Origin of the sequence: Arthrobacter celericrescens, from assembly GCF_003614925.1 — a bacterium.
Taxonomy (GTDB): domain Bacteria; phylum Actinomycetota; class Actinomycetes; order Actinomycetales; family Micrococcaceae; genus Arthrobacter; species Arthrobacter celericrescens.
On the sequence record NZ_QYLP01000018.1, the window covers coordinates 1 to 23,450 of the forward strand.

Genomic DNA, 23,450 nt, shown 5'->3' on the forward strand with positions numbered 1-23,450 from the left:
CAAAGGGCCCGTCCTTCCAAGGATGAAACCGCAGGTCACACCCTAGTTAGAGACCGGACCCTTACACACTCAATGAAACACCCTCTGATTTACGCAGCACACCCTTGGAAACAATTCTGCAAGGTCGTCATTGCACTCCTGTCGGTACTGGGGATCTTCCTGGCATCGGTTGGGCCAGCAAGCGCTGCTGGGCCGAGGACGGTTGCGGGCGCTGCATCCGGGGTATCCATCCTCCAGCCCACGCAGGCTCAGACTGCCGAAGCAATGAGCCGGCTGGAGAAAGCTCGGGAGACAGACCCCTCCGGGTATGCCAATCGGCTCAGCCTTATAAAGGAATCTAGGGCGCTCACCAAATTCCTGTCCTCGGACAGCCGTTTCGATGGCCAGATGCAGCAGCAATTCCTGGCAGCTTCCATGCCAACCGATGTGCTTGAAGCTCTGATCGAGCTCACAGACATTGGATACCTGAAGCTGAGCGTGGAAGATGGGCCTAACGGCGCCAAAATCGCGAAGATCACTAAGGCGAAGACAGCCATGATCGGCGGAAGCAAGGGGTCCATGTCCATGACGCCGATGTTCCCGCAGTGTCCGTCGGCCTGGGCCGCCCTCTGGGCTTGGTGGGGCACGAACGCTGCATTCTGCGGCGGTATGGGCTTCTTTGGTCCTATGGCCGCGCTAGGATGCTCCGCTGCCATGGCCATCGCAGGTTCCGTGATCGATTTCAATCGAGGTTGCTAATGAGTACAACGACTAGTCCGACCGCACGAAGCTACTGGTTGCCATTGTCCGCTTTGTTCGGCGTGACAATCAGCGTGGTGGCGATGACCGACCCACCATGGTCGGTGATCATGGTTGCCGCATTCCTTCTGTTCGCTGTCATGCAAAGCATCCACTACCGGCAGATCAGCCGCGAAATCCAAGGAAGCTTTGCTTCGGCCAGCCCCGGAGTTGGCATTCTAGGTGCCGTCTTCGGTGGCGCTGCGGTCCTCATCCACGGCACGCCAATAGCGCTTTGGGCAGGACCGGTACTTGGCCTAATCACCTTCGCAGGTACCTACGGCTACCTTCTTCGTTTCGGGCGCTTCCATAAAGGACACGCCGAAACCACTGCCTGACCAATAGGCTGAATAGAGGATGGCCGCCTCGGGCTCTGATATGTACGCGTGATTGTCAACAGTGCGTGGGGAAGCGGTCCCGGCCGGTTTGGCTGGGGCCGCTTCGTTTGATGAGGCCGGGGCTGGCTTGTCCTGGTGCTCATCCCTTGTGGGCCGGCATGTCTGCCTGGAAGTGTCCAGCGTGTCATTGGCGACGGCGCGGTCACTCTGATATGCGCGGGTTGGTTACCGCGGGACGACGTGTTCGGCTGGAGATTACCGCTGGTCTAGAGTCGAGCGTGGCCGGTAGTTGGCTGCTCATAGAGCCGGCGCGGGTTTACTCCACGCGCTGCAACGAACACTTCCGTCGGAGCATGCCGGCACGTGTTATCCGCCCGGGACTGCGTTGTTCTGGCCGGGGTCGGCGGGCAGGGTCGCCAGCGACCAGCACCAGCCGGCGAGTTCGCGGGCGATCGCAACGTTTGCGATCACGGGGCGTTTCCTGTGTTCCAGATAGACCAACCACCGCTCGTGAAGCCGCCGGTTCCCGGCGTCCCCTCGGGCCTGGGCGCCGGAAGACGCCCGCGCCCATCGTTGCCGCATGAGGCTGGACGGGCGCGGATAGGGTTGGCGGTGGTGCCAAGCGGCCTCGACCAGCAGCCTGCGGGCGTGGCCGTTGCCTGTTTTGGTGATCGGGCCCTGGGACCGCGACTGGCCCGAGGAATGCTCGGACGGAACCAGACCCAGGTAGGCGCCGATGGTCCGGCCCGTGAAGCGCCCCCAGTCCCCGATTTCCACGGCCAGGCCAAATGCGGTCAGCGTGGAGATCCCGCGCAGGCACTCGAGATTCCTGACAACGGGGGTGTACTGGCTGCTATAGGCCAGTTCCGCGATCGCCCGGTCGAGGCGGTCCCGGCTGTCCAGGACCGCCGTCATCGCACCCAGGCAGGAGTCATAGGCCAGCTGCAGCGGTGCGGAATCGAACTTCTGCCGGTCCAGCCAAGCCCCGTGCTGCAGGGTCCACGCTTTCCCGCCCGTGTAGATGATGCCTTGGCGCAGGAGCAGTTTGGAGATGCGGTGGCGGGCGCTCATCAGGTCACCTCGGGCATCCTCCCGGGCGCGGACCAGGTCCCGGGCGGCTTCCTGCTCCACTGTGGGAATGACAACAACGGTGACTTCGCCCAGGCGCAGCAGCCGAGCCAGATGCAGGGGCATCGTTGGCATCGGTCTTGACCCGGTCCCCCGAGGGCCGCTGCAGCTTCGACGGGGCCGCGACGACACAGGGAACACCGGACGCCAGCAGAAACCGGGCGAGGCCAAAGCCCGTCGGCCCGGCCTCGTAGACGGCTTGCACCGGGCCCGGCAGCGACAGGATCCAGGCGAGGACCTCCACAAAGTCCGGGGTCAGCCGCCGCCTGAACACCTCCCCCGTATCCCCGTCAATTGCGCACCCGACGACAGAACGGGCATGCACGTCCAAACCGATACTTGTTCTCTCGAACATGACAGGACCTTCTTAGCCGACGGTGGCTCCTGGGCCACCGGACGATGATGGACAAACCCAGCGTGGCAGGGGCACCTGCAGACCGTTCTGGGCCCTGCCGATAAAGGACATCAGCGCCGGGCAAGAGGCCGGGGCGCCGCCTCCGCCACCACGCCGCGGCAACGCGCTCCTGCCGGCGGCCCGGCCTGTCCCGGCGACAATGGACGTGTCGGCAGGACGGAAGCCGGGACGATAAAACGGTCTGCCCAACCACCCGCGGATCTTGTATCCTCGGCCTTAGCTGGAACCTCCACACCTTCAAATGTGGCTCTACCGCGTAAACCACGGTCCGCACGGCAACCCACGAATCTATTTGAACCGGGGGTTCCAGCCCGGGGCCGGGCCCCTTCATACTGTCTAGCTCCCGAGGCGGCCATTCTCTGCCGTGACCCTGCCGGAACCGGCCACCAGTTGGTAACTGCCCCCGGTGAAAGAGATCCAGGACGCGATTGCCCGACGCCTTGGAGGCCGCTCACTTTTCGCGGGTGCGTGCAGGTTGGTGGTCCGGGAATTGAACCCATGATCAACGCGAGATATCAACGAGACTGTCGACATTGACTGGAATCACTTCGCCTTAAGTTCAGCGATGCGGCTTCCGTTCCGGTGGACGATGGCGGCCTGTTCCGGATACGCCCTTGCTGGGCATCGGTGCGGACAAGGTACTGGATTGGTACCATCGACTCATGGCAATGAACCTTCGTGTCCCGGAAGACCTCGATCGCCGGCTGGAGAAGCTCGCGGCCGAGGAACACACGTCCAAGTCTGCGCTGTTGCTGCAGGGCGCCGAATTGGTTTTGCAGCGGCATGCGCGCCGTCGGGAAATCAGTGAAGGGTTGGACTTTGTGATGAGTCACGACGCTGAACTGCTCATCCGGCTTGAAGACGCGTGACCACTTACCTGAACATCGAGGATGCCCTGCAGGTTGTTGACCGTTACGGCTTTCATATCCGCGACGTCGGCTTGTTGGCTTCGGCCTTGGCCAGGCCTGCGACGACGGTTATGGGTGCTGAGGCCTATGCTGATCTGGCCATGAAGGCCGCTGCGTTGCTGGAGTCGGTCGCCCGTTTTCATCCGCTCATCGACGGCAACAAGCGCACGGCCTGGACGCTCATGGTGTTGCTGTTGTGGATCAATGGTTACCGCCATGACTTCACGACTGACGAGGGCTTCGAGCTCGTCGTGGGAGTCGCCGCTGGCAAGATCGAACTGCGGGACTCCGCGGCGGAAATTTCGAAGCATCTGGTGGTCCGTTAGTGCTGTCTGAACCGGCAAGAGAGGGGTGCGGACCCTGCTCGCACGTTACGTAGGGAATTGCCTCTTGGAACGCTCTGCCAGGTACATCTCGAATGCTCGCTTCCGGTCCCAGTGTGGAAGCGTTGTGTATTTGGATAATGCTCTGAGGTGCGTGCGGACTCCGGTTTCGTGGATAAGTTGGACCGCATCGGGATAGTCCGCGAACAGGTGTGTGGGGCAGTGGTTCTGAATCCAGAACCGGAGCAGTTCTCTCGACGTGACGCCGTGCTGCTTCCAGAACTCGAAAGCCTCGGCAACGTCGAGGGTCATCGACCGGGATCGAGCTCTTGTGTCGTTTGACGCGCCCAACGGGAGGCGACCGTAGACGAACCAACTGGGCGCCGGCTGTAGGGTGTCGCGTCCTTGAGGAGCGGGCTGCCGAAGAAATGCGCTCGTGGTTGCGCAACGCATACGTCAGTGCCCCGGAACTGATCCGTGGAACACTCAAGGATGAGCCCCCCGCTCAGAGTGAGTGTGGCCAGGATGGGGCGGATGCCCAGGGCAATGAGTCGTTTGGTTGGCCAGTCTGAAGCCGCCCCGCGTTGGTGTTGGGGTTACCTTCTGATGGTTCGTTCCATATGGGCGAGCGCGACATTCAAGGGGATGCGTTCTTGTTCTACACGGAGGTGTAGCGGCCAGCCCGGTGTGGTCAGGTTCTCATAGACGTCGCGTTCGGCTGAAGTGAGGTCGTTGAGCAGCTTCGGGGGCCGTTGCTTAATGGAGGTGCCGTTTTGCTCGGTGTTGGTGCCGTACGGCTCATAGGCTCGGTAGGCGTCACCGTCCATTAGGATCGTGCGGATTTTGGGAATCGCGGCGCGGAGGCTGTTGACGATTTCATATCCTCTAGCGTCCATATCGCCCCAGTAGATAATGTGGTCGGCTTCGGTGATCCAGGAGATGGTAGGGAGAACGCCGGGTGCAGTGCTGCCGTTCCCCTCGACGGCGACGGCCGCCGGATATTCGGGGAAGAGGACAGCAGTGTCTTTGTTCTCCACGATCACCACGATCGCCGGCCTGTATGGGAGGTCGATGCAGTCTGTGAGTGTATAGGAGTCGTGGAGTCGACGGCCTAACCTCCGGTGCTTAGGGTCGAGGTAGGTGAAGTTGATGCGCGTCGGGCGCTTTTCAAGCACGAGCTCTTCCAGCATGGCGAGTGCCTTCACTAAAGGCTGGTGGCTGTTGAGCCATTTGCCGTGCAGGCCTTCGACTGGGACCTGACGCGGGGTCAGGTGTTTCCACTCGACCGGGTCGTGCTCGGCGAACCAGCGGGCCGCGGCGCACGCAAGGTGAAAGTCAACATCATCGAGTGCCTCGGCCTGGCGAAGAACCTTCGGGTTCGTTGCGGTGGGGAAGGATGATCGGAGGTATTCAAGACGTGCTCGGGCGCGCTGAATCCTGGATGGCCATGGATGGCCCGCAACACGGGCGGCCGTGTCAATGTCAGGAATCGTGACATGAGCAGGCAGCCGCTCTGATCGGCCGTCGATCCTCCGAGGCTCGTCCACCAACTCCAATTGCATCCGGCCCGCCCAGTCGTACCAGGAGTAGGACCAGGCACGCAGGTCACGGGTCATGGTGGCGGCGTTGGCGCTGGTTGGCCTGCCCAGCGTGTATCGTTTCGGCCACTGGCCGGAGAAGTTATCGGCGACGTCGGTGTGCCAGCCATCGTCGAGGTGTTTGCGAATGGTGGCGACGATCGTGTCGATGGATTTCATTTGGTCTCGTTCTCGGTCTTCCGGGGCAGGGGAATGGCGTAGGAGTACTCGGAGGCGTCTTTGGTGACTCCGATGACTAGGGCCATAGCTCGTTCGAGAGCGCTGAATTGGCCTTCGGGTGCGCCGATAATAAGTTGGAAGCCGAGGCGTCGCCAGGCATCGACTGCCCGCGCAGCGTGCCGTACGTCGGCTTTGATAAAGGCTTCGTCGAGGACGACCGGGGTGAACCGTGGCCGGTCACGGTCCTCGTCGCCGAGGTGGTATCGGAGGGCCGCGCCGACGATGAAGGCGGTCAGGGTTTGGGTCTCACCGCCGGACTTGCCGAGGAGGTTGTCGTAGACCGGACCCCTGGTGCCGTGGCTGTCCACTTCGCTGGCGGTGACGTTTAGGTGTCTGCGGATGTCGAGCAACAGGTTGCGCTCGTCGCTGTCTTGGCGGACACGTGCGATTGCTGTTCGGATGGCCTCGAATTTGGCTTCGATCTCATCGATATCCAAGCGGGGATCCATGGAACCGCTGGCGAGAGCGCGAATGCTGTTCTTGAAGGACACTACCGTTGGTGGTGTTCGAGCAGCGCTGTTGATGTCCAGGGTTGTGCCGCGGCCGAACGGGATCTGGGCAAGTATGCGCTTGATCGGGTGCAGTCTCTCGGTGATCTCGTGGTGGGTTTTGTCATAGGCATTGTGCAGAGTCATGAGGTCCTCTCCGCCCCACTCGACGACCTGCCGTGCCCAGTCCTGCCGCTGGCCACTGAGCACTTGCACGCGAAGGTCTGTGAGGATCGCGAGGTACTCTTCATAGGAGGCCAGGCCGGTTCCGCGGTTTGGCTCGTACCACCCCCGCTGGAAGGCGGAGAAGGCGCTCGTGAGGCCGAGGGTGGCGGCCTCCAACTTGGTTTCGGCAGTGGCCTGGCTGTGTGCAAGGTCCCTGGCGAGGTGTCCCAATCGGTCGGTGCGGACGCTGGTGTAGTTGTCGAACGTTTCCAACGATCCGTCCCAAGTGCTCTTCGTCAAGGCGTCGTCGAGAAATGTCTCTTGGTCGGCGGTGAGGACGATGGCGTCGTCGTCCTGCAGCATCCACAGGTGTGATCGGAGCGTGTCGGCGGCCTCGTCGAGGTCTCCACGTTGCTTGACGCACCCTTCGATGGCCCGTTTCTGCTCCCATGCGTTCTCTTGTGCCTTGTTGCGGGCGGTTTCTAGCTCGTCAAGCCGCTCGCCGAGGGCGTGCAACTGATCCTGCGAGGCAAGGAGACGTGCTTTGGCCTCGTTGTGCGTGTCGATCTCCTTCTGAATACCGACGATATCGACGTCGACCCATTTCGTGCGGCGTATGTGCTCGGAGCCGCTGTGCTTGCGCACCAGCCGAAGTTTCTCAGCGTCGAGCGCGTCCAGCTCTGTTTCGAGGGCTTCGATCTTGGGGTTGAGCCGTTCGATCTCGTCGCGCAGTTCGGCGCGGCGGGCTTTATTGGAGAATCCGATGTTGCGTCGGCCGTGACCACCGTGGGCACCCCGCTGTCCTCGCTGGGTCTGTCCCGTGCGAGTAACCCGGGGTGCGAGGTCGTCGCCGAGTACATCGGCAGTTTCTACACACTCGTAGGCGAAGTCCCGTTTCAGGTGTTGGTACAGCCAACCTTCGAAGGCGCTGCCAGGCTTCACCGTGAGCCGGCCTGCCAGAGTAGTCGCATCAGCGGCAGGGCAGGGGGTGAGCCCGGCTTCGACGCCGCGGTATTCAATGCGGATGGGGGCCTTGACCTCATCGATGGCCCTCTTGAGGCCGTGCCGATGCCGCTCATCGACCAGCAAGGTGTTCGCGAACCCTCCGAGGACAGCGTCGGCGGCCGTCCGCCAGTCCTCGAATTCGTCGTTCATATCGATGAGTTCACCAGCGAACGGCAATTCCTCGACGCTGAGGCCCGCGCGATTGGCGAATTCGACCCGGAGAAGATGCCGCCTCCCTTCGATGTTGCCCGCCCGGTCGGAGAACTCCTTCTCTTCCTTCAGTGCCGTGTCGCGCCGTTCCTTCAGTTGCCCGTGCTCGAAGGTCTTCTTTCGGGTGTTCTCGCTCAGCCGGCGTTCTTCGTCTGCATAGCCCGCAAGAAATTCCGCGGCCTGAGCCTGAGCCATGTTGTATTCTTCGATTGTTCCCGGCACCGGGGTTCCAACTTCCCGAGTGGCGTGCTCGTAGGCCGTTCGTGTGCTGCGCACCTGACCGATGCTGTGGGTGAGGCGGTCAAGTGTGGCGTCTACCGTGTCAATCTTTTCTCCACCGAGGGCGGCCCACTGACGTCGTGTGTCCTTGGCTTCGGCGTCGATGACCCGCGTTCTTTGATCCCAGCGTGTCTTCTCCTCCTCGGCCACACGCTGGGCCTCCTTTACCTTCCGGATCTCTGCGTCGAACAGAGCGTCTTTGCGGGTTTCGGCCCAAAGCACGAAGGGTGATTTGTCGGGGTCCCGTAGTCGGAGCGTGTCGATCCGCTCGATTTCGGCTTCCGCGGAGCGGAGGGCCGCATGGTGTCCTTCGATGTCGGCCAGAATGGTGGCCTGTTCTTCCTTCTCGCGCATTTCCTGGTGCATCTCCGCGAGGTGGTCGAAGGACGCGATGACGGCGTCGGCGACAGCGAACGTGCTCGGCCGTTCCAAGACCAGCTGCTTGAACAGTGCGTCGACGCTGGTAACCGGCGCGCCTGCCTGAAGGTCATAGAGCAGCCTCAGCGCCTTGGCCCCACCTTCCTGATGTGGGCCGATATTGAGATTCCGCTGCGCGTGGTCGGTGTAGTCGCCCGGTGTGAGCATCCGAAGTCCGGGAATGGCCTTCTCCGTAAGGTCCTTGCGGAATGACTTCGCCGCAAGAGGTTCCAACTGATCGATGATGTGCCGGGCGCGTAGGCCCCCGGGGTAGACCGCGAACCGCGCCTGCATGTCGCCTACCCTGGTGGCTTCGCGAGGGGCGTAGAACAACCGCAGAAGCGTGAGGCGGGCACCGGTCGTGGATGCGAACACCAAGGCGATGGCGGACCAGGTGTCTTGGTCCCCACCGCGGAGCAAAAGGGGCTCCATTGTGCCGTCTGCCCGCTCAGCGTGGTCGTATACGCCGCGTACATAGGTTAGGGGTGTGCGGATGCCCTCTCCACGTGTCTTGGCCCCGGCTTCGTTAGATGCCGAGTTCAGCGGCTTGTTGGGGTGCATCAAGCACGTGTAGGTGTCCAGGATCGTAGATTTTCCGGCCCCGGTAGCACCTGAGAACAATGTCGATTCGGGATCGAGGGGAAATTCATGGACGCCGTCGAAACCACCCCAGTTGCAAAGCACCATGCGTTCGGCATGCCACGCCTGGTTTCGTTCGTCGATCGGAGGTAACAGCGCAGCTTCCAGTGGCTGGGTGGCCTCGGCGTCCCCGGCAGGTATTGAGCCCAGGGCTGTCTCGCTGAACTTGGCGTCGATGTTGATCATTCGTCCTCCTCGGTTTCGGCTCCGCCATCATTCGGGTCGGAGGGATCGGCGGTTTGCATGGCGTCAGTGAAGGCTTGTAGCCGTTCCACTGTCAGCAGGGTTTTGATTACTGGGGAGATTCGGAGGCGGTCCGGGTCGTCGGTTCTGAGCAGGAATCTGTCTTCGGTAAGGCGGTCAATAGCGCGCTCGGCGGCCTTGTCCGCACGAACGTGGTCTCTGGTGTCGGCAGGGCGCACATAACGCAGGGATTCAATGAGGTCCGTGCGTTCCACGTATGCGGCTTCTTCTGCCTCCCGCATCGCGCGGTGGTGGACGTCCCTGAGGTGGAGCAGGAGAGCGACCTCGTCCCGTACATAGGCGCGGTTGGCCAGAAGGGTGGAAAATGTGCTGCCGAGGTCTTGTCCTGCCTGGCGTTTATAGGCGACCTCATTGGCCCTGTCAATCACTAGTTCGAGAAACATGTCGTTGAGGCGGGACCTGATGCCGTCTATGTGATCGAGAACGGCCTGCCACTCGCGGGGGTGTGTGACGGAGGTTACGTGGGTGCGCTTCATCAGCAGCACCAGTGCCTTTCTTCCGATTAGGGGAAGGGAGCCGGTGTCGCCGTCGAACAGCACGGTGTCCGTGTTGTCATCGATCTCAATGTCGTCAGGGCCGAAGCCCTCCGCCAGCGCGTCGTGATCGACGCCGAGGGCGTTGCGTTGGCGCGAGTCAGTCATGGCCGGATGAGCTCCTCATTCGCTGTGGGACGGGAAACGAACGTCAGCGCAGGGCCGACGAACGTTGCTGTGGAACCATCGGGGCGGATCGCGTGATACTCCTCAAGTGGAAGATCCGGGTGGAGAGCTCCCTGTTCGGTAGCGAGGGTCAGGAGGCCAAGCATGTCGACCGGGCGGCGCAGGTGGTCAGGCAGGCTGTTGAACAGGGCGGCCGCGGCGGCGACTCCGCCACGGTCGGTGGCTATCGTGACGGCGTCAGCGAGTTCGTCGTAGAACGGTCCGCCCATGGCCCGAAGTTCCTCTGCTGAGAAGGTCCCCGATCCGGTACCACCGGACTGCGCGAGCGGCTTCAATGGCGTGGGGATACGCCGTTGGAGGGGCTTCTCGCGTAGAACTGCGATCGAGGCGATTCCGAGCTCGCCCTTGGAGGTCACTGGCCCATCGGGAGCTCCGGCGTAGTCGGCATAGTGTCCGACTGGAAGTCGGAGCGTGGACCGGGGCCCATGTTCAGCTGCCCAGTCCCGCAGTCGTGCTCGGGCAGACCGCAGGGCGTCGTCCAATTCCCTTTCGCGCAAGGCGTCGTTGGCGAGGATGAAGGTTGTCAGGCGCTTGGTCATGGCCCGCCGCTGTTGGATCACAGCGGACACACTGTCGCCTACCATGTGGACAGTACCCCGCAGATCAGCCCGGGCACGTGGTGAGAGGTGCTTCTCCGCGAACGGATGTGCCAGGATCGTGTCGACGTGCCCTTGCAGTTGGCGGCGGGCCAGCGGGTCTGTGAGCAGTCGCTTGGCCTGCTGGAAACCTCTGCCATACCGGTCGGCTTGGGAGAGGTCCTGGGCCTTCTCCAGGTACACGGCGACAACCTCGCCGTGGGGCCTGCTCTCGGAGACGAACGCGCCAATCAGCCCTTGCGCGAGTCCGCTAAATGACTCCTCGACACGCCTTAGGTCACTGGGGATCCGGTCGATATCATCCCGCAGGAGGAGGAATTCATTATGGATGTCCTCTTCGTCCGCGAGGTCGACTGGATCACCTGCCTCCAAACGGGCCAGCTCGTCACGGTCGCGCGCCAGGTCGTGTTCGAGGCGTTCGATCTTGTCCCGGAGGCTTCGCATTCGCTCCTTGGGATCAGAAGTCGCCTTCAGGGCGAGTCGCTGCGCTCGGTCGAGGACAACCCTAACCTGGGACTCGCTCATAGCCGCCCGGGGGCTGGTAAGCGACTGCACAATGCGGATAGCCTCCCGGGCTTCGGCCGAGAGCCTGTAGACCTCACCGCCGCCTTCCGAATGTCGGAGCAGCCAACCCCTATCAACCCACGCCTTGCACTGGTCTCGGACATCTCTTGGATCATCGGGCCCGACCGGGAAGTCATCCATTTGTTCGCGCATGACGTCAAACGTTCTGGCGACCCGGGCGTGAAAATCCTCGGACGGCATCTGATGCTGCCCCCGGTCGAACACCGAGGACAGCGTTGCCAAGATAATGGGAGCCCACTTTTCCTGACGCAAGAGCAGCCAAGTGGCGTTCTGCATTGCTTCGCGTGCCTCGAACATTTTCGCCACGGGGTCGCTCATGAGATCGCCCTACGCCTACCGGCGAATCCGTCGCAGACGATTGCAGCAGCCCTCGCTGACAGCCCTGGGAAGGAACGCCTGGCTGTCAAGTTCCAGCCTCGCTGCTGATAATCGAGAACATGGCCAGGGGGCAACCGGGCGGCATTGGCCCACCGCTTCAGGTGTTTGGTGCGAGCCGGCATGTACCGGTACCTATGGCGGAGCGCTACGGTCCCGTTCTCGGCTGTCTCAATCATGGGAAGGACGCTACAAGTCGGGTCTGACATTTTCGTGGAGCATTACGTGCAGCGGTTCATAGCCATTCGCCTTCTCGGTAAACGACGGCGGTCCTGTAAGGCGCATACACGTCTTCGACTGGTCTGGTGCCCTGCCTGCCGCCCAACTTTAAGCCGCCAGGCAGATTCTTGACCTATCCCTGCTCGCCGCCCGGCAACTTGACTCACTAGCGGCGGATCCTGCACGCTAACTGCTCGTGTTTGTGTGTAATGCCCCTGTCCGCCAGGAGGCGTGGATTTGTGCGGCGGTGAGTTCTCCTCCGCTCATGCGGTGGCCAGGCTGCGTTCGCGGATGAAGGCGTTCATGGCGGCGAGTTCTTCCGGTGTTTCGGAGATGGTGAGTTGCTTCATGGCTTCGGGGACGTGTCGGTAGGACTCGGCCGGCATCCAAGCCGTGTCGAGGGGTTTGATGCGTCGGGTCCAGGGCGACGTGGGCTGGCCGAGCCGGTGGGCTGTGTGGTTGGTGATGCCCGTGAGGGTGGCGGACCGGTGCGGGTCTTTGAGGCGGGGGCTTTGCTGGAGGAGCGGCCCGCCGGCCTTGAGCGAGGCGGTGGCCTAGTCAGCGAGCATCTTGATGGCGAACTCGAAGTCATGGCTTGCAATCGGCTCGTTGAAGGTTTGGGCATAGTTGCGCCGTGCAGGGTCGTGGTCACTGCTGCGGGGGATGAGGTTCGTGGCTTCCAGTGCCAGGCCAAGGGCCGTCAGGACGGCGAGTGTCTAGCCGAGTTCGGCGCGTTCGTGACCGGCTTCGAGGTCAATGAGGAATTTCCGTGAGACCCCTGCGCTGTCGCCAAGGGGCCTGCTGGGAAAGTCCTCGTTCCTAGCGGCGGGCGGATGATTGTCCCGATGCTTGCGGGTGTGTCGATGAAGCTCCTGGTTTTCATAGCGGCCTCGCTGACCGTTGCGTCACCGAACGGTGACAATATTCAGTTCGCTTGGCTTGGGCTGGTCATGGCGTGCGCTGCCGGATCTGCAATGACGGTGGGAGGATCACCAGCCAAAGGGAGGGAATGTCGATGCACTTGGTCGCAGGATTTTCGTTCGAGATCCAGGCCCCTGACGCCTCGGCGTCGGTGATTCGGACCTCGTCGACGGTCTGCGCTGCTTTACCTCCTGTGAGCTTGGTCCGTCGCGGACGGCAAAAAGAAGGTGTGGACACTGTCCACACATTCGGCTTCGGACTGGGCCGTACATCGGCCGGACTGGCCCGGATTGGCGATGTTTTCGGGGGAGTGGCGGAATCTAGGGGCTTGGAACCCGGTTCGAGTCCCACCTCGGGCACAGCATAACCCCTCGTCAGAGGGGTTATCGCTTTTAAGTGTGTACAAAGCTGACAAGTGCCTCTGCTGATCGCCCCGGGGGTGCTTGCCGCCGGGTTGGCCTTTTCGCCTCCAGCGGGTAAGCCAAGCGGCAGCCCCGCAGTCACCGCGGTCCGCGCTGCTCAGCACCGCTCACTTTGGCCGTTGTGTCAGCCATTCCTTAATGGTCCGGGCCTCCGGCAGGACCTCGCGCGTTGCCTGCGTACTCATGTCGAATTGTCCGGTCTGCAGCCATCGCCACATGGTGGTGAGGTCCTTCCCCACGAACCGTTCAAACAGCTTCTCCGGTATCGGCAACCCAAGGGGCTTTCGTCCGGTCTGTTCCTGCCATAGGGGTGCGGCACTCGTCTATTGACTGCACGTCGGATGCCAGTCCCAGCACCGCGCCGCTCCACCGTTCGGGGTCGGCGAACATCCGGGCGGCGATGGCACCCAGATCGTCAACGCACAGCCAGCCCACCGGCCGGGTCGGGCCCATCAGCTTTGGCATCAGGTGCCAGGTGGAAAACTGTGGGTAGTAACCCTTGTCCGTCATCAGTTCCATGAAAGCCATTGGCCGGAGCACGGTGAGCGGCAGTCCGAGTTCGCGAAAGCGCAGGGCTATGACCAGCTTCGAGTCCCAGGAGCCGACGCCTGTGGGCTGGTCGCTGACTCCTGCCGCCCCGTACACCACGTGGCGTATGCCCGCTTCAGCTGCAGCCTCCGCCACGTTGCTGCCTTGCCGGACTTCGGCGTCGATTCCACTGGTCATGGGATTCTGGACGTTGAAAAGCGCGTATGCCCCTTCGAACGGAATCCGAAGAGAGGCGGGATCCTCGGTGTTCGCCGGCTGAACCTCAGCGCCGAGCGCGCGCAGGGCCTGTGAAGCGTTGCTGGACGGATTTCGGGTCAGGGCGCGCACCTGCCACCCGTCTTTGAGGAGGTGACGGACCACGGCCGATCCCTGCCGGCCGGTCGCACCGACCACTGCCACCACACCCGGAGTGCCCCTGCCCGAGGAGAAAACCATAGCTTAGTATCCCATTTGGGCCGGAAATTTGACCTGGCACGTAAGGAACGGCCCACGCCCCGTCCGGACGGATGAGAGCGCCGGTTACGTAGGAAGGATTACGGAAGGGTCCTGTGCGGACCTGGTAGTGCTGGACGGGAATCCCTTCCACGACGCCTCGATCCTGTGGGACGAAAGCAAGGCGCGAACCGTCATCAAGGACGGGCAGGTCATCTCCAGCGGTGCCCTTCGGATCGCGGCGGACATAACGTTGAACGTTCCGGTTGCCTGAGAAAGCCGGAAGGCGGACTCACTGACCCCATAGGCGTCCACGTCACCAGCCCCTGGACTTTGACGAGAGGTTGGCGGGTGCACGCCACCTCAGGGAATCGCCGTGCTGATTAAGCGACACCGTCGCCGCCATCGGCGCCGTACACGGCAAGTCCGTCGCGCAGGTGTGCTGCGGTGGATGATCCAGCGGGGCGTCGCTATCCCGAAGTCGGTGAATGACCACCCGGGGACGAGTGCCGCAGGGCAACTGAAGCGCAGAACTCGTCCCATCGCCGTGGCGGAGGGTCGCCGGCAGCCCGGAGGGCCTGTCCTGCCACCGCAATGCGACTCAACGCTAAGCCTTTATCCCCATGACCAACATCAGCAACGAACGCCTTCAGTCGGGTTTGATGTTCTGGTTGAGGGTGAAGAAGTTCGTCGGGTCGTACTTGCGTTTGAGTGCCTTGAGTCGGTCGTACTTAGCGGCACCGTAGGCCTGCCTGACCCGATCCTCGCCCTCCTCCATGAGGAAGTTGACGTAGACGCTGGTGTGGTGGGGCGCGAGGGCGGACCAGTAGTTGCGGGCCCATTCGCGCTCACCGTCGAAGCCATCGGCGGTCTTGCTGTTGCCGTTGATGTTGAAGGTGAACCCGGCCTGGCGGCCATTGAACGCGGTGGCACGGTTGTCGATCCGTCCCACCGCTCCGCCCATCTGCCACAGGCCGATGCTGGTGATCGGCGAGGTGATACGTCTGCCGTGCTCGACCGTGATGTCGATGACGTCGTCGTTAAGGGCTGCGACGTCACAGGACCGGACGTAGTAAGACCAGCCGTGGGGAAATGACGGGTCGAACATCTTCTGATGCTCCACGAACGGTTTCGGCCGGCAAAGATCGAGCACAGGCGAGCCGAATTCCTTGAGCGGCCGCAGGGCTCGTTCACCCTCCTCGACCGGTCCCGCGTAGCAGGCGGCGATCGCGACGACGTGCTTTCCGACCAGGTCGGGCGGGACGATCGGCAGTGCCGGCGCCCTTCTCAGCACGGCAATCGTCATGAGCTCGTCGGGGCAGTCCGCGATCCAGCCGCGATAAAACCGCAGTACTTCCGGGGCATCTTCCATCGGCCAGAAGACCGGACCTGCCATAACGTAGGGGCCCACAGGATTAAGACGGAACTCGAACTCAGTGACGATGCCGAAGTTCCCGCCACCGCCTCGCACGCCCCAGAAGAGGTCGGCGTTCCGATCCTCGCTGGCCCTGACCAGCTCGCCTTCGGCGGTGATCACGTCCACGGACATAAGCTGATCAATTGTGAGTCCGAACTTGCGCATGACCCACCCGAGGCCGCCGCCCAGCGTGAGGCCCGCCACTCCTGTGTGGGTGACGATTCCCGAAGGAACAGCGAGACCGAACTCCTGCGTCTCGCGATCGAGTTCGCCAAGCAGTACGCCGGCCTGAACACGTGCCGTTCGAGCCTCCGGGTCCACTCGGATCCCCTTCATCAGCCCGAGATCGATGAGCATGCCGTCATCGCACACTGACAGCCCAGGAAAGCTATGACCGCCTCCACGCACGGCGACCAGCAGATCCTGCGACCGGGCGAGCCGGAGGGCAGCACGTACATCTGCGGCGCCGGTGCAGCGGGCTATGAGGGCGGGGTTGCGGTCAATCGATCCGTTCCACACCTTGCGATGCTTGTCGTAACCAACATCTTCCGGCCGAACGAGTTCACCCCGAAAGGATGTCTGTAGTTCATTGACAGCACCGTCGTCGATCTCCGTGCCCTTAGCCATAGACTTACGGACCTTTCTCCTCCGAGCAGATTCCCACCGTTCGAACGAACTGGCAAGAGGGAGGGAACTGGGGATCACCTTTGGTATCGACATCATCGCTGCCCGGCACACCCAGCGCCCAAAGGCATGACGGCTGGTAGTTGACTCCATATACGGGGAAGATATTCACCAGCGAAGGTATTCACCGTTTGGCAGACGCCAGGCAGGAAGCTGAACCATGAGAGTAGGACTCCGGCTGCAGGGAACCCGCTGCCGGGCCGTTGTACTGGACGGGCGGACTGTGGTTTCCGCCGCTCGGGAGGTGCTCGCGGGCAGCTTGCCGGAGGCCTTGGATTCGTCCCTCTCAGGACTCCGCCGGGAGTTCGGCTCAGGCATCACGGAGATCACTGCCGACGTCGGACGAGTGCTGGCGGAGCGGAAACTGGCCGACGTGGTGGCCATCCGCATTTCGCCCCGTCCTCCCGCGGATGCCTTTCACATGACCGTGCTGCCACCCCTTGTTGAGCCGGCAGTGACACGGACGGTTCATGTCCGCGGGGGTCACGACCTGCGGGGACGGCCCTTGGCCCGGTTGGACCTGGAGGCATTCCTGGCCGATCTTCCTGGCATCCTTGCCGGTGACGTGCGGAACGTGGCGATCACGTCCGTGGGTTCGACGGCGTCAACGGACCATGAAACGCGTATCGCCGATGCCATCCTCGGCAGCGACAGAGATATGCGGATCAGTATCTCCAGTGACTTCTATTCCAGTGTTTTCAGGGACCGCGACTACACGGCCATCCTTAACAGCGCCCTGATGGAGACGGGGGAAGAGCTGGCTGCGATGCTTGAGGAGGCAGGCCGGCGGCAGTTCCCGGCCGGTCATTTGTCTTTTGCGAAGAACGACGGCGGCCGCGCACCTCTCGCACGCTTGACCGTGGCGCCTATTCACGGCTTGCGCGCCGGGCCCGCGATGGGAATCCTTGGCGCGGCCACGTTGGCGGGAATCCCCGAGGGGGAGGTCATTCTCTGTACGGAGGCCGGGGCCGCAGTGGGCCACACCCGCGCAGGCCTGCCTGTCGCCAGAAGCCTCATTCGCCAAGGATTTGACGCAAGCCTCGCCAGCAACGCCGCCATTCTCGAGCCGTACACCGTCCACCACCCGGTTCGCACCGACGTCCCCTCCGTGATTGCCGACCTGCGCGAGCGGCAGGAGACCGCGCTGCCCTTCGGGCTGGTGCCGACTCTACCGGCGGTGCCGGACGCCGCACTGGTAGGGACTGCCGCGGCGCCGCTGACGGCCTGGATCGACAGGCTCGAGACCGTCACCGGCCGGGTTGACCTGAAACGCGTACAGAACCTCGCCGAAGAGGACGCCCACTCAGCGGCGGTTCAGTTGGGCGCCGGCCCCGGGCAAACCCGCATCATTGAATCGAACGTCTACGCTATGCCCTACGGCAATCCCGGAATCGTTCGAATCCGGGTCCAAGCCGCGGGAGAAACGTCCGCCGACGAGGAACGCGTGCTGCCCGCAGCCATGCGGGGAACCACCCGATGAGCAGCGTACTCACTCCGGAGGACATTCGGAACCTCCGTACGGGGGCCCACTTCCTGACCTGCACCATCGACCCGACGGCCATCTACATCTATGCAGAGATGATTCAACGGGCAATGGAGGATCGGTCGGTGGAACTCATCACAGTCGACGAGCTTGCTCCCGACGATCTGGTGGTGGCTGTCGGAATGGTAACGCAGGGCCTTTTCATCGCCGACATGCCTCCCGTGGGTGATGAGTTCCTTGGCTGCATCCGCGCCCTCGAGGCCAGTCTCGGCCGGTCGGTGCGGGCGGTCTATTCGCTCGCCGCAGCCAACATCAACGGAATCGTACCCCTCATGGTGGGGCTGCAGTCCTCGCTGCCCGTCATCGATTCCGACCCCATGGGCCGCGTCTTCCCCTTGATCAGCCAAACGACGCTGAATATTGGAAACGTGCCCATCGGCCCTATAGCGCTCATGGGGGTAACCGGAGAACGGGCGGTTGTCGAGGTCGAAAGCCCGCAGAGGGCTGAAACGCTGGTCCGTGCACTGGTGACCGAACTGGGCGGCTGGGCAGCCACCGCCATGTACCCGTGTTCCGCGCAACAGCTGAAGGAGCATGGCGTCCACGGCACGATCAGCCGGATGATCAGGATCGGGCAAATCCTCGACGCTGACACCGCGGTTGAGAAAAAGCTCCTAATGCTCAATGAGTTCCTCGGCACCACGCGCATCGCCCGAGCCCGCGTGAGCCACATCGAAAGCCTCTCCCGGCCTACCGACCTCGGCCTGCCGGCGCAGCCGTCGAGCGTGACGCTCGACGACGAAACCACCGGACGAATCATCCGACTTGAAATCCAGAATGAGATCCTGCTGGTCCTCGTGGACGGTGCAGTAACAGCAGCCGTCCCGGACATGGTGACGCTGCTCAATTCCGAGCAGGGCACGGTGGTCAACACCGACGACGTCCAGCTCGGAGACGTCGTCGACATAGTGAAGATTACGGCAGCGGCGCAGTGGTACACGGAGTCGGGGCTGGATCTCACCGAGCCGAAGGCCTTCGGCATTCCGATCGTGCATCCAAGGCGGCGTCATGCGTAGAGCGAAAGATGAAACCCGGCTCGACGTCGCAGGGTTATTGGCGCATGGCTCGCTCCGTGGCACCACGGCGCTATATCTCGCTCCGTCCAGCGGGCTGATAGAAGGTGTTGTTCTCGTCTCCCAGCTCGAGGCAATCCGGCAGGTGCGGCCCAATACTGTGGTGGTCCTCTCAGCGGAGATGGGATCAGGGGGGTGGCTGGTGTCCGCGGCGCTGCGACTCGCCTGGGAGCGGCGGGCAGGCGCCGTCGTCGTGGCCGGCAGCGTCTACGCAAGCGCGGCGGTCGGACTGGCGGAGCGGTTGGGCATCACGCTGCTGGCCACTGACGGGGATCCTGCAGCGCTCGCCTTGGCGCTGGCGGCAGAGATCGGAGCGGCCCTGTCAGTGGTCGATGCGGAACTGGCCAGGTTTGCCCGCACAGTCGCAAAGGACACCACACTCAGCGATGTCATCAAGACCATTTCCAGGGAATTGGACGGGTTCGGAGTTTCGCTGGAGCACGACGGCGTGGTTCTGGCTTCTGCCGGAATGCCTCCACGGGAGACTGACGAAGTCATCACCATGGAAGTCGGCGAGGCCAACAGCGCCGTCCGCTTCACCCTCACGGCCCGTGTGCCCGCTTCCGGCGACCACAACCTGCGGCTGGTCCGCTCGATTCTCGAGGTAGCCACCCCTGCGGTGAAGGCTTCCTGGCTGTTAGAGGACCTGCTCGGCACTTCCCGGGCCGTTCCCACGGCAGCGATCGCCGGGCTGGATCAGGACCCGGCCGCGTCAGGGGCGGAGTTCGGGGAAAAGTACCGACATCTGCTGAACCAGTTGGGCTGGCGCGAAGGGGAGTTGTACGTGGCCGTGTGGTTCCGCGGCGGGCAAGTGCAAGACCATCGGCCCGAGCTCACGGCCGTCTTGCGCCTGCTCTGGCGCAAGGTCACATTACGCAGTCCCTTGGCTGAGGTTCAAGGCGGTTGGCTGGCGCTCGTACCGGCGGGGGATCAGGACGCCTCGACCCAGCTCGAAAACCGAATCAGAACACGTCTGGGGCCAGCTCTTGCCGAGCTCGGCCTGGTGGCAGGATTGTCCCGATGGCAGGAGGATACCCCGGCGCTGGCTTCGATCGTGCGTGAGGCGCGGCTGGCCGCTGAATCCGTCCGGTCAGCTGGGCCCGGCACGGTGCTGGGTTTCGCCAGCCTCGGGGCGGCCGCTGCCACAAGCTTCGTCGACATCGACGCCGTCGCGCTTGTTGCAGAACTATCACTGCCGCGACTGATGACGTCCCCTGACCGCGACGTGATCATTACCGCAGTGGCCGCCTTCCTCGATCACCGCGGCTCAGTCAGCCTCGCTGCGACCTTCCTCAACCTGCACCGGAACACCCTGCAGGCGCGGCTTAACCGGGCGCGGGAACTCGGTGTTCCGCTTGATAACCCCTCTGAGCTGCTGTCCGTCCACCTCATCGCCCACGTGCTGCGGAGATCCATGCCAGACCAAGCCAACACTCCAGGGCCCAGCTCCGACAGCAGTCCGTGACGGCGTGGTCCATGCTTGGGCCCGACCCGGGGTCCGTGCCCGCCGGACTGCTCCGCGGACACGGATCCAGGCGCGTCAGGGTTAGTTAAGTTCGACGACAATCTTTCCTGACTGTTCGTTCGACTCCATGTAGTGGTAGGCATCGAGCACCTGGTCGAAAGCAAAGACCCTGTCGACTCTGGGCCGCAGGGCCCCGGAGCTAATCCGCTCGAGGATGAAGTCGACACCTCGCTGCCGCCGATCGGCGCGGCCGACGTGGTTGAACATTGAGTATGGGTGGAAAGTCGATTGGGTCCTGCACATTGCGGCCATAGGGATAACGGGCTGCAAATCGCTCAGGGTTCCATATCCGAAAATGACGGCGTTGGGTGCGAGGTGATCGACGTAGGTGCCGAGGGACCCTCCTCCGACAGGATCGAAAGCGACCCGCACGCCTTTGCCGTCGGTGGCGCGGTCGATGACCTCGCCGAGGTCGTCGACTCCCACGAGGGCCACTTCGTTTGCGCCGGCCTCGAGGAGGAGCGATCGCTTCTTCTCCGACCGTGTCGTCGCGACCACCTTCGCACCAAGTGCTCGTGCGATCTCGATGGCGCCAAGCCCGGCAGAACTGGCGCCGGCAATGACGAGCACTGTGTCTTCGCGTCCGAGGTTGGCGGCCTCCGCGAAGGCAAAGTAAGAAGTGAGATATTGCATCCAAACAGAGCAGGCCTGGGCATCCGTAAGCTCCGGTGGAGCAAGGGTCAGGTAGTCTGCCGGTAGGACGGCTGTTGTTCCCTGCACGCCGTCCGTTGTAGTGAAGAAGGGAATGCTCGTGACGCGGTCGCCGATCTTGAAAGCGGTGACGTTCTTGCCAATCTCGGTGACGGTACCCACTGCCTCGGACCCGATGCGCGAGGGGAACACCGGGATGGTGTAGTGCTCGCCGTGGATGAACATCAGATCTGCCCGGTTAAGGGCGAAGGCTGCGACGTTGATGCGGACATCGTTTTCGCCGACTTGACGTGGAGAAGCAGCTTCGACGGTCAGCACTTCGGGGCCGCCGAACTTGCGGAAGACAACCGCGGATTCCGGCTTGCTCATCGCCGGACCAGCGAGCGGTCAGTCAACGCGGACGCCGGAGTCATTGACACCATGTGCTTTGGCTCGAGAGCAGGGAAGAACCGCTGGCGCTCTTGGACCGTAGGCCCGTCGTAGCCCAGGCGCTTGCTGTGCGTCCAACCGAACCGACGAACCGAGTCGACGAGTTGCTCAGCGTGTTTGAGCGGCGCCACAGTAGCGTCGATCACAGGCACGCCGATTTCCTCTTGAACCGTTCGGAAGAATCCGAATTCGGCCGTGCAGCCGAGGATGACGACGTCTGCGCCGTCCTGCTCGACGGCCTCGCGGGCTTCGGCCATGATCCGCTTTTCGGTGAGTGCAGGGTCCGCCTGGAAGTCATCCACGCCCATCTCGAGCACGCGCCATGAGGCAAGACGCTCTGATGCGCCGCAACGATGGACGTTCTCGGCCATCTCCGGAATCCATTTTTTCCGTCCGACGAGGATGGAGAACCGCTCGCCCAGACTTCCGGCGATGCTCAGCGCCGAGTGCGCCGGGCCTACAACCACCATGCGATCGGTGATTTCGCGTGCCGCGCGCAGCGCCGGGTCGTAAAAGCAACCGATGACGCAGGCGTCATACCCTTCGTCTTCCGCCCACCGCACCGTTCGCAACAACCGTGGAAGCATGAGTGCCTCGAAGGCGTTGTATTCAACGTGGGAGGGGCCTTCTCCGTCAAGGGAAACGACATCAACTTCGGTGCCGGGACGGACGATCCGGCGGAAGGAATCCGCCATCGCGTGGTTGTACGCATCGGTGTAGAGCGGGTTGATCCATAGGATCCGGGCGTTCTCCGACAGAACGTCGAGGTTGTCGGTGGGGGTGATCATTCCAATTCACTTCCTTCGGTTTCGGGCAGGAACAGGCCGAGGATGACCGTGGCAAACAAAAACATGTTGATAAACAGAATCGTCGAGGTGGCGCCCGTGGCCGAGGCAAGGAGGAACCCGACGAGGCTCGGTGCGACCGTATTTGCGACGCGCTGACCGAAAATCCCGAACCCGTACCCTGAGCCACGAAGGGCCGAGGGATAGAACTCACCCATCCACGTGTCCCAGACACCCCAGGCTCCCAGGGCGAAGAAGGCCAGTGCGAACATGCCGATGTACATCTCGGTCTCGGATGAGGCTGTCCCGAAGAAGAAGCCTCCGCCTGCCGCGGCGAGGACGTAGAGCGTGAAAATCCATTTGCGGCCAAAACGTCCGGTCAGGTAGGAAGCCGTCATGTATCCGGGGATCATGAGGACCGCGCTTAGGGCGATGAAGGAAAAGCTTGATGAGGCGCTCAGTCCTCTCCCTTCAAGCAATGTTGGCATCCACGATTGAAGTCCCCAGTAGCCCCAGGAGAAGGTGAAGTTGATGAGGACTTGAATGACCGTGATCCGGCCCATCCTCCCCCTGAAAAGGCCCCAGATGGACTGCTTCTTACCGTCCGACACTGTGAGAATGGTGCCACGGGAGACGCCGCGTGCTCCCAGTTGGTCGAGGACATCGTGCGCGTCGTCGTTCCGCCCCCGTCGCGCGAGCCAGTACGGAGATTCCGGAACGACCTTGTACAGGACAATGCCCCACAGGCTGGCGAGTGCGCTGACGGCTATGACCCAGCGCCAGCCGTGCCCTCCAAGCAGAGCAGCGGTGCCGAGGGCGGCCAGGATTCCAATGGGCCACCCTGCGGCAAGGTAGACCGTGGCCTTTCCACGCACCTTAACAGGGAGCAGCTCCTCAAAATAGGGGAAAGTCACAGTGAAGACGCCGGAGAACAACAGGCCGGCGAGGAAGCGAGCCACCGAGAGGGTCTCAAAGTTCGGGGCGAAGCAACTCAGGAGCGCGAAGACGCCATAACCGGCGAAGCTCCATGCACACGTGGCTTTCCTGCCGATCCGGTCAGAGATGGGACCCCAAACTAGTGACCCCGGGATCATGCCCAGGAAGAGCGCCGAGATGGCGATTCCTACCTGCGTCATGCCGACCTGCAGGCTAGCAGCCAGATCACCAGCAACGTAGGTGAGCATGAGCATTTCCCATGCTTCGATTGCGAAAGCGCAGAAGAGGACCGCGCAAATTTTGAGGTGGATGGATCCGAAAGGCATGTCGCGGAACGCGTGCCCGACGGCCATGGAGCGAGGCGGGCTTGCGATCCCGGGCGGTTGCGCTGAAATGAGTGGGTCGATATGGGACAT

19 protein-coding genes and 1 pseudogene are annotated in these 23,450 nt (G+C 62.6%); 9 read left to right on the forward strand and 11 right to left on the reverse strand.

Going from position 1 to position 23,450, the window contains the following annotated elements; genetic code table 11:
• Positions 1–738: hypothetical protein (locus D3654_RS20630; RefSeq protein ID WP_205571718.1), on the forward strand; the 738-nt coding region annotated here is incomplete at its 5' end.
• Positions 738–1,115 (forward strand): hypothetical protein, encoded by a 378-nt coding sequence (locus tag D3654_RS20355; protein WP_162943602.1) that lies wholly within the window; start codon positions 738–740, stop codon positions 1,113–1,115. The genes D3654_RS20630 and D3654_RS20355, both read left to right, overlap by 1 nt.
• Before the next feature lie 366 nt (positions 1,116–1,481).
• On the opposite strand, the pseudogene D3654_RS03285 reads toward D3654_RS20355, so the two are convergent.
• A pseudogene (locus D3654_RS03285) lies at positions 1,482–2,598 on the reverse strand (IS110 family RNA-guided transposase).
• Positions 2,599–3,320: 722 nt separating this feature from the next.
• On the opposite strand from D3654_RS03285, the gene D3654_RS03290 reads away from it, so the two are divergent.
• Together D3654_RS03290 and D3654_RS03295 are read left to right on the forward strand one after the other, a co-directional pair.
• Positions 3,321–3,527 (forward strand): ribbon-helix-helix protein, CopG family, encoded by a 207-nt coding sequence (locus D3654_RS03290; RefSeq protein ID WP_245413060.1) that lies wholly within the window; start codon positions 3,321–3,323, stop codon positions 3,525–3,527.
• Positions 3,524–3,892: a type II toxin-antitoxin system death-on-curing family toxin gene (locus D3654_RS03295; protein WP_120520107.1), complete on the forward strand. Its 369-nt coding sequence runs from the start codon at positions 3,524–3,526 to the stop codon at positions 3,890–3,892. Before D3654_RS03290 ends, D3654_RS03295 begins: the two co-directional genes overlap by 4 nt.
• A 593-nt stretch (positions 3,893–4,485) precedes the next feature.
• On the opposite strand, the gene D3654_RS03305 is transcribed toward D3654_RS03295, so the two are convergent.
• The 5 genes from D3654_RS03305 to D3654_RS20910 all read right to left on the reverse strand — a co-directional run bounded on the left by D3654_RS03305 (position 4,486) and on the right by D3654_RS20910 (position 12,053).
• Positions 4,486–5,646, reverse strand: a complete 1,161-nt coding sequence (locus tag D3654_RS03305) for a Wadjet anti-phage system protein JetD domain-containing protein (protein ID WP_120520109.1) — start codon at positions 5,644–5,646, stop codon at positions 4,486–4,488.
• Positions 5,643–9,095 carry an ATP-binding protein gene (locus tag D3654_RS03310; protein ID WP_120520110.1) on the reverse strand — a complete coding sequence of 1,151 codons (3,453 nt, stop codon included), beginning with the start codon at positions 9,093–9,095 and terminating at the stop codon, positions 5,643–5,645. Before D3654_RS03310 ends, D3654_RS03305 begins: the two co-directional genes overlap by 4 nt.
• Positions 9,092–9,814, reverse strand: coding sequence for a DUF4194 domain-containing protein (locus tag D3654_RS03315; RefSeq protein ID WP_120520111.1), 723 nt, complete (start codon positions 9,812–9,814; stop codon positions 9,092–9,094). The genes D3654_RS03310 and D3654_RS03315 overlap by 4 nt, the downstream gene beginning before the upstream one ends.
• Entirely contained in the window at positions 9,811–11,391 is a 1,581-nt protein-coding gene (locus D3654_RS03320; protein WP_120520112.1) for a DUF3375 family protein, read from the reverse strand. Before D3654_RS03320 ends, D3654_RS03315 begins: the two co-directional genes overlap by 4 nt.
• 539 nt (positions 11,392–11,930) lie before the next feature.
• Positions 11,931–12,053: a hypothetical protein gene (locus D3654_RS20910; RefSeq protein WP_280960087.1), complete on the reverse strand. Its 123-nt coding sequence runs from the start codon at positions 12,051–12,053 to the stop codon at positions 11,931–11,933.
• Between the two features lie 102 nt (positions 12,054–12,155).
• Here D3654_RS20910 and D3654_RS03325 point away from each other — a divergent pair, with 102 nt between their 5' ends.
• A complete protein-coding gene (locus tag D3654_RS03325) occupies positions 12,156–12,440 on the forward strand; it encodes a hypothetical protein (protein WP_120520113.1) in 285 nt (94 codons plus the stop codon).
• 816 nt (positions 12,441–13,256) lie between these two features.
• Here D3654_RS03325 and D3654_RS03330 read toward each other — a convergent pair.
• A complete protein-coding gene (locus tag D3654_RS03330) occupies positions 13,257–13,994 on the reverse strand; it encodes an NmrA/HSCARG family protein (protein ID WP_120520114.1) in 738 nt (245 codons plus the stop codon).
• A gap of 127 nt (positions 13,995–14,121) precedes the next feature.
• On the opposite strand from D3654_RS03330, the gene D3654_RS03335 reads away from it, so the two are divergent.
• The gene (locus D3654_RS03335; protein WP_205571719.1) at positions 14,122–14,265 is read left to right on the forward strand and encodes a hypothetical protein; all 144 of its coding nucleotides are present in this window, start codon (positions 14,122–14,124) and stop codon (positions 14,263–14,265) included.
• 375 nt (positions 14,266–14,640) lie between these two features.
• Here the strand turns inward: D3654_RS03335 and D3654_RS03340 are convergent, their stop codons facing one another.
• Entirely contained in the window at positions 14,641–16,035 is a 1,395-nt protein-coding gene (locus D3654_RS03340) for an FAD-binding oxidoreductase (protein ID WP_120520115.1), read from the reverse strand.
• A 301-nt stretch (positions 16,036–16,336) separates the two neighbouring features.
• Here D3654_RS03340 and D3654_RS03345 point away from each other — a divergent pair, with 301 nt between their 5' ends.
• The 3 genes from D3654_RS03345 to D3654_RS03355 are packed head-to-tail and all read left to right on the forward strand — an operon-like array spanning position 16,337 to position 20,173.
• Positions 16,337–17,572 (forward strand): hydantoinase/oxoprolinase N-terminal domain-containing protein, encoded by a 1,236-nt coding sequence (locus tag D3654_RS03345; RefSeq protein ID WP_245413061.1) that lies wholly within the window; start codon positions 16,337–16,339, stop codon positions 17,570–17,572.
• Positions 17,569–18,651, forward strand: a complete 1,083-nt coding sequence (locus tag D3654_RS03350) for a DUF917 domain-containing protein (protein WP_120520117.1) — start codon at positions 17,569–17,571, stop codon at positions 18,649–18,651. The genes D3654_RS03345 and D3654_RS03350 overlap by 4 nt, the downstream gene beginning before the upstream one ends.
• The gene (locus D3654_RS03355) at positions 18,644–20,173 is read left to right on the forward strand and encodes a helix-turn-helix domain-containing protein (protein WP_245413062.1); all 1,530 of its coding nucleotides are present in this window, start codon (positions 18,644–18,646) and stop codon (positions 20,171–20,173) included. Before D3654_RS03350 ends, D3654_RS03355 begins: the two co-directional genes overlap by 8 nt.
• Positions 20,174–20,254: 81 nt before the next feature.
• Here D3654_RS03355 and D3654_RS03360 read toward each other — a convergent pair whose 3' ends face one another.
• Genes D3654_RS03360 through D3654_RS03370 form a run of 3 tightly spaced genes read right to left on the reverse strand, consistent with a single transcriptional unit; the run spans position 20,255 to position 23,450 of the window.
• On the reverse strand, positions 20,255–21,253 hold the full coding sequence (locus D3654_RS03360; RefSeq protein WP_120520118.1) for a zinc-dependent alcohol dehydrogenase family protein: 999 nt from the start codon (positions 21,251–21,253) through the stop codon (positions 20,255–20,257).
• On the reverse strand, positions 21,250–22,101 hold the full coding sequence (locus D3654_RS03365; protein WP_245413063.1) for an aspartate/glutamate racemase family protein: 852 nt from the start codon (positions 22,099–22,101) through the stop codon (positions 21,250–21,252). Before D3654_RS03365 ends, D3654_RS03360 begins: the two co-directional genes overlap by 4 nt.
• A complete protein-coding gene (locus D3654_RS03370; protein WP_245413064.1) occupies positions 22,098–23,450 on the reverse strand; it encodes an MFS transporter in 1,353 nt (450 codons plus the stop codon). Before D3654_RS03370 ends, D3654_RS03365 begins: the two co-directional genes overlap by 4 nt.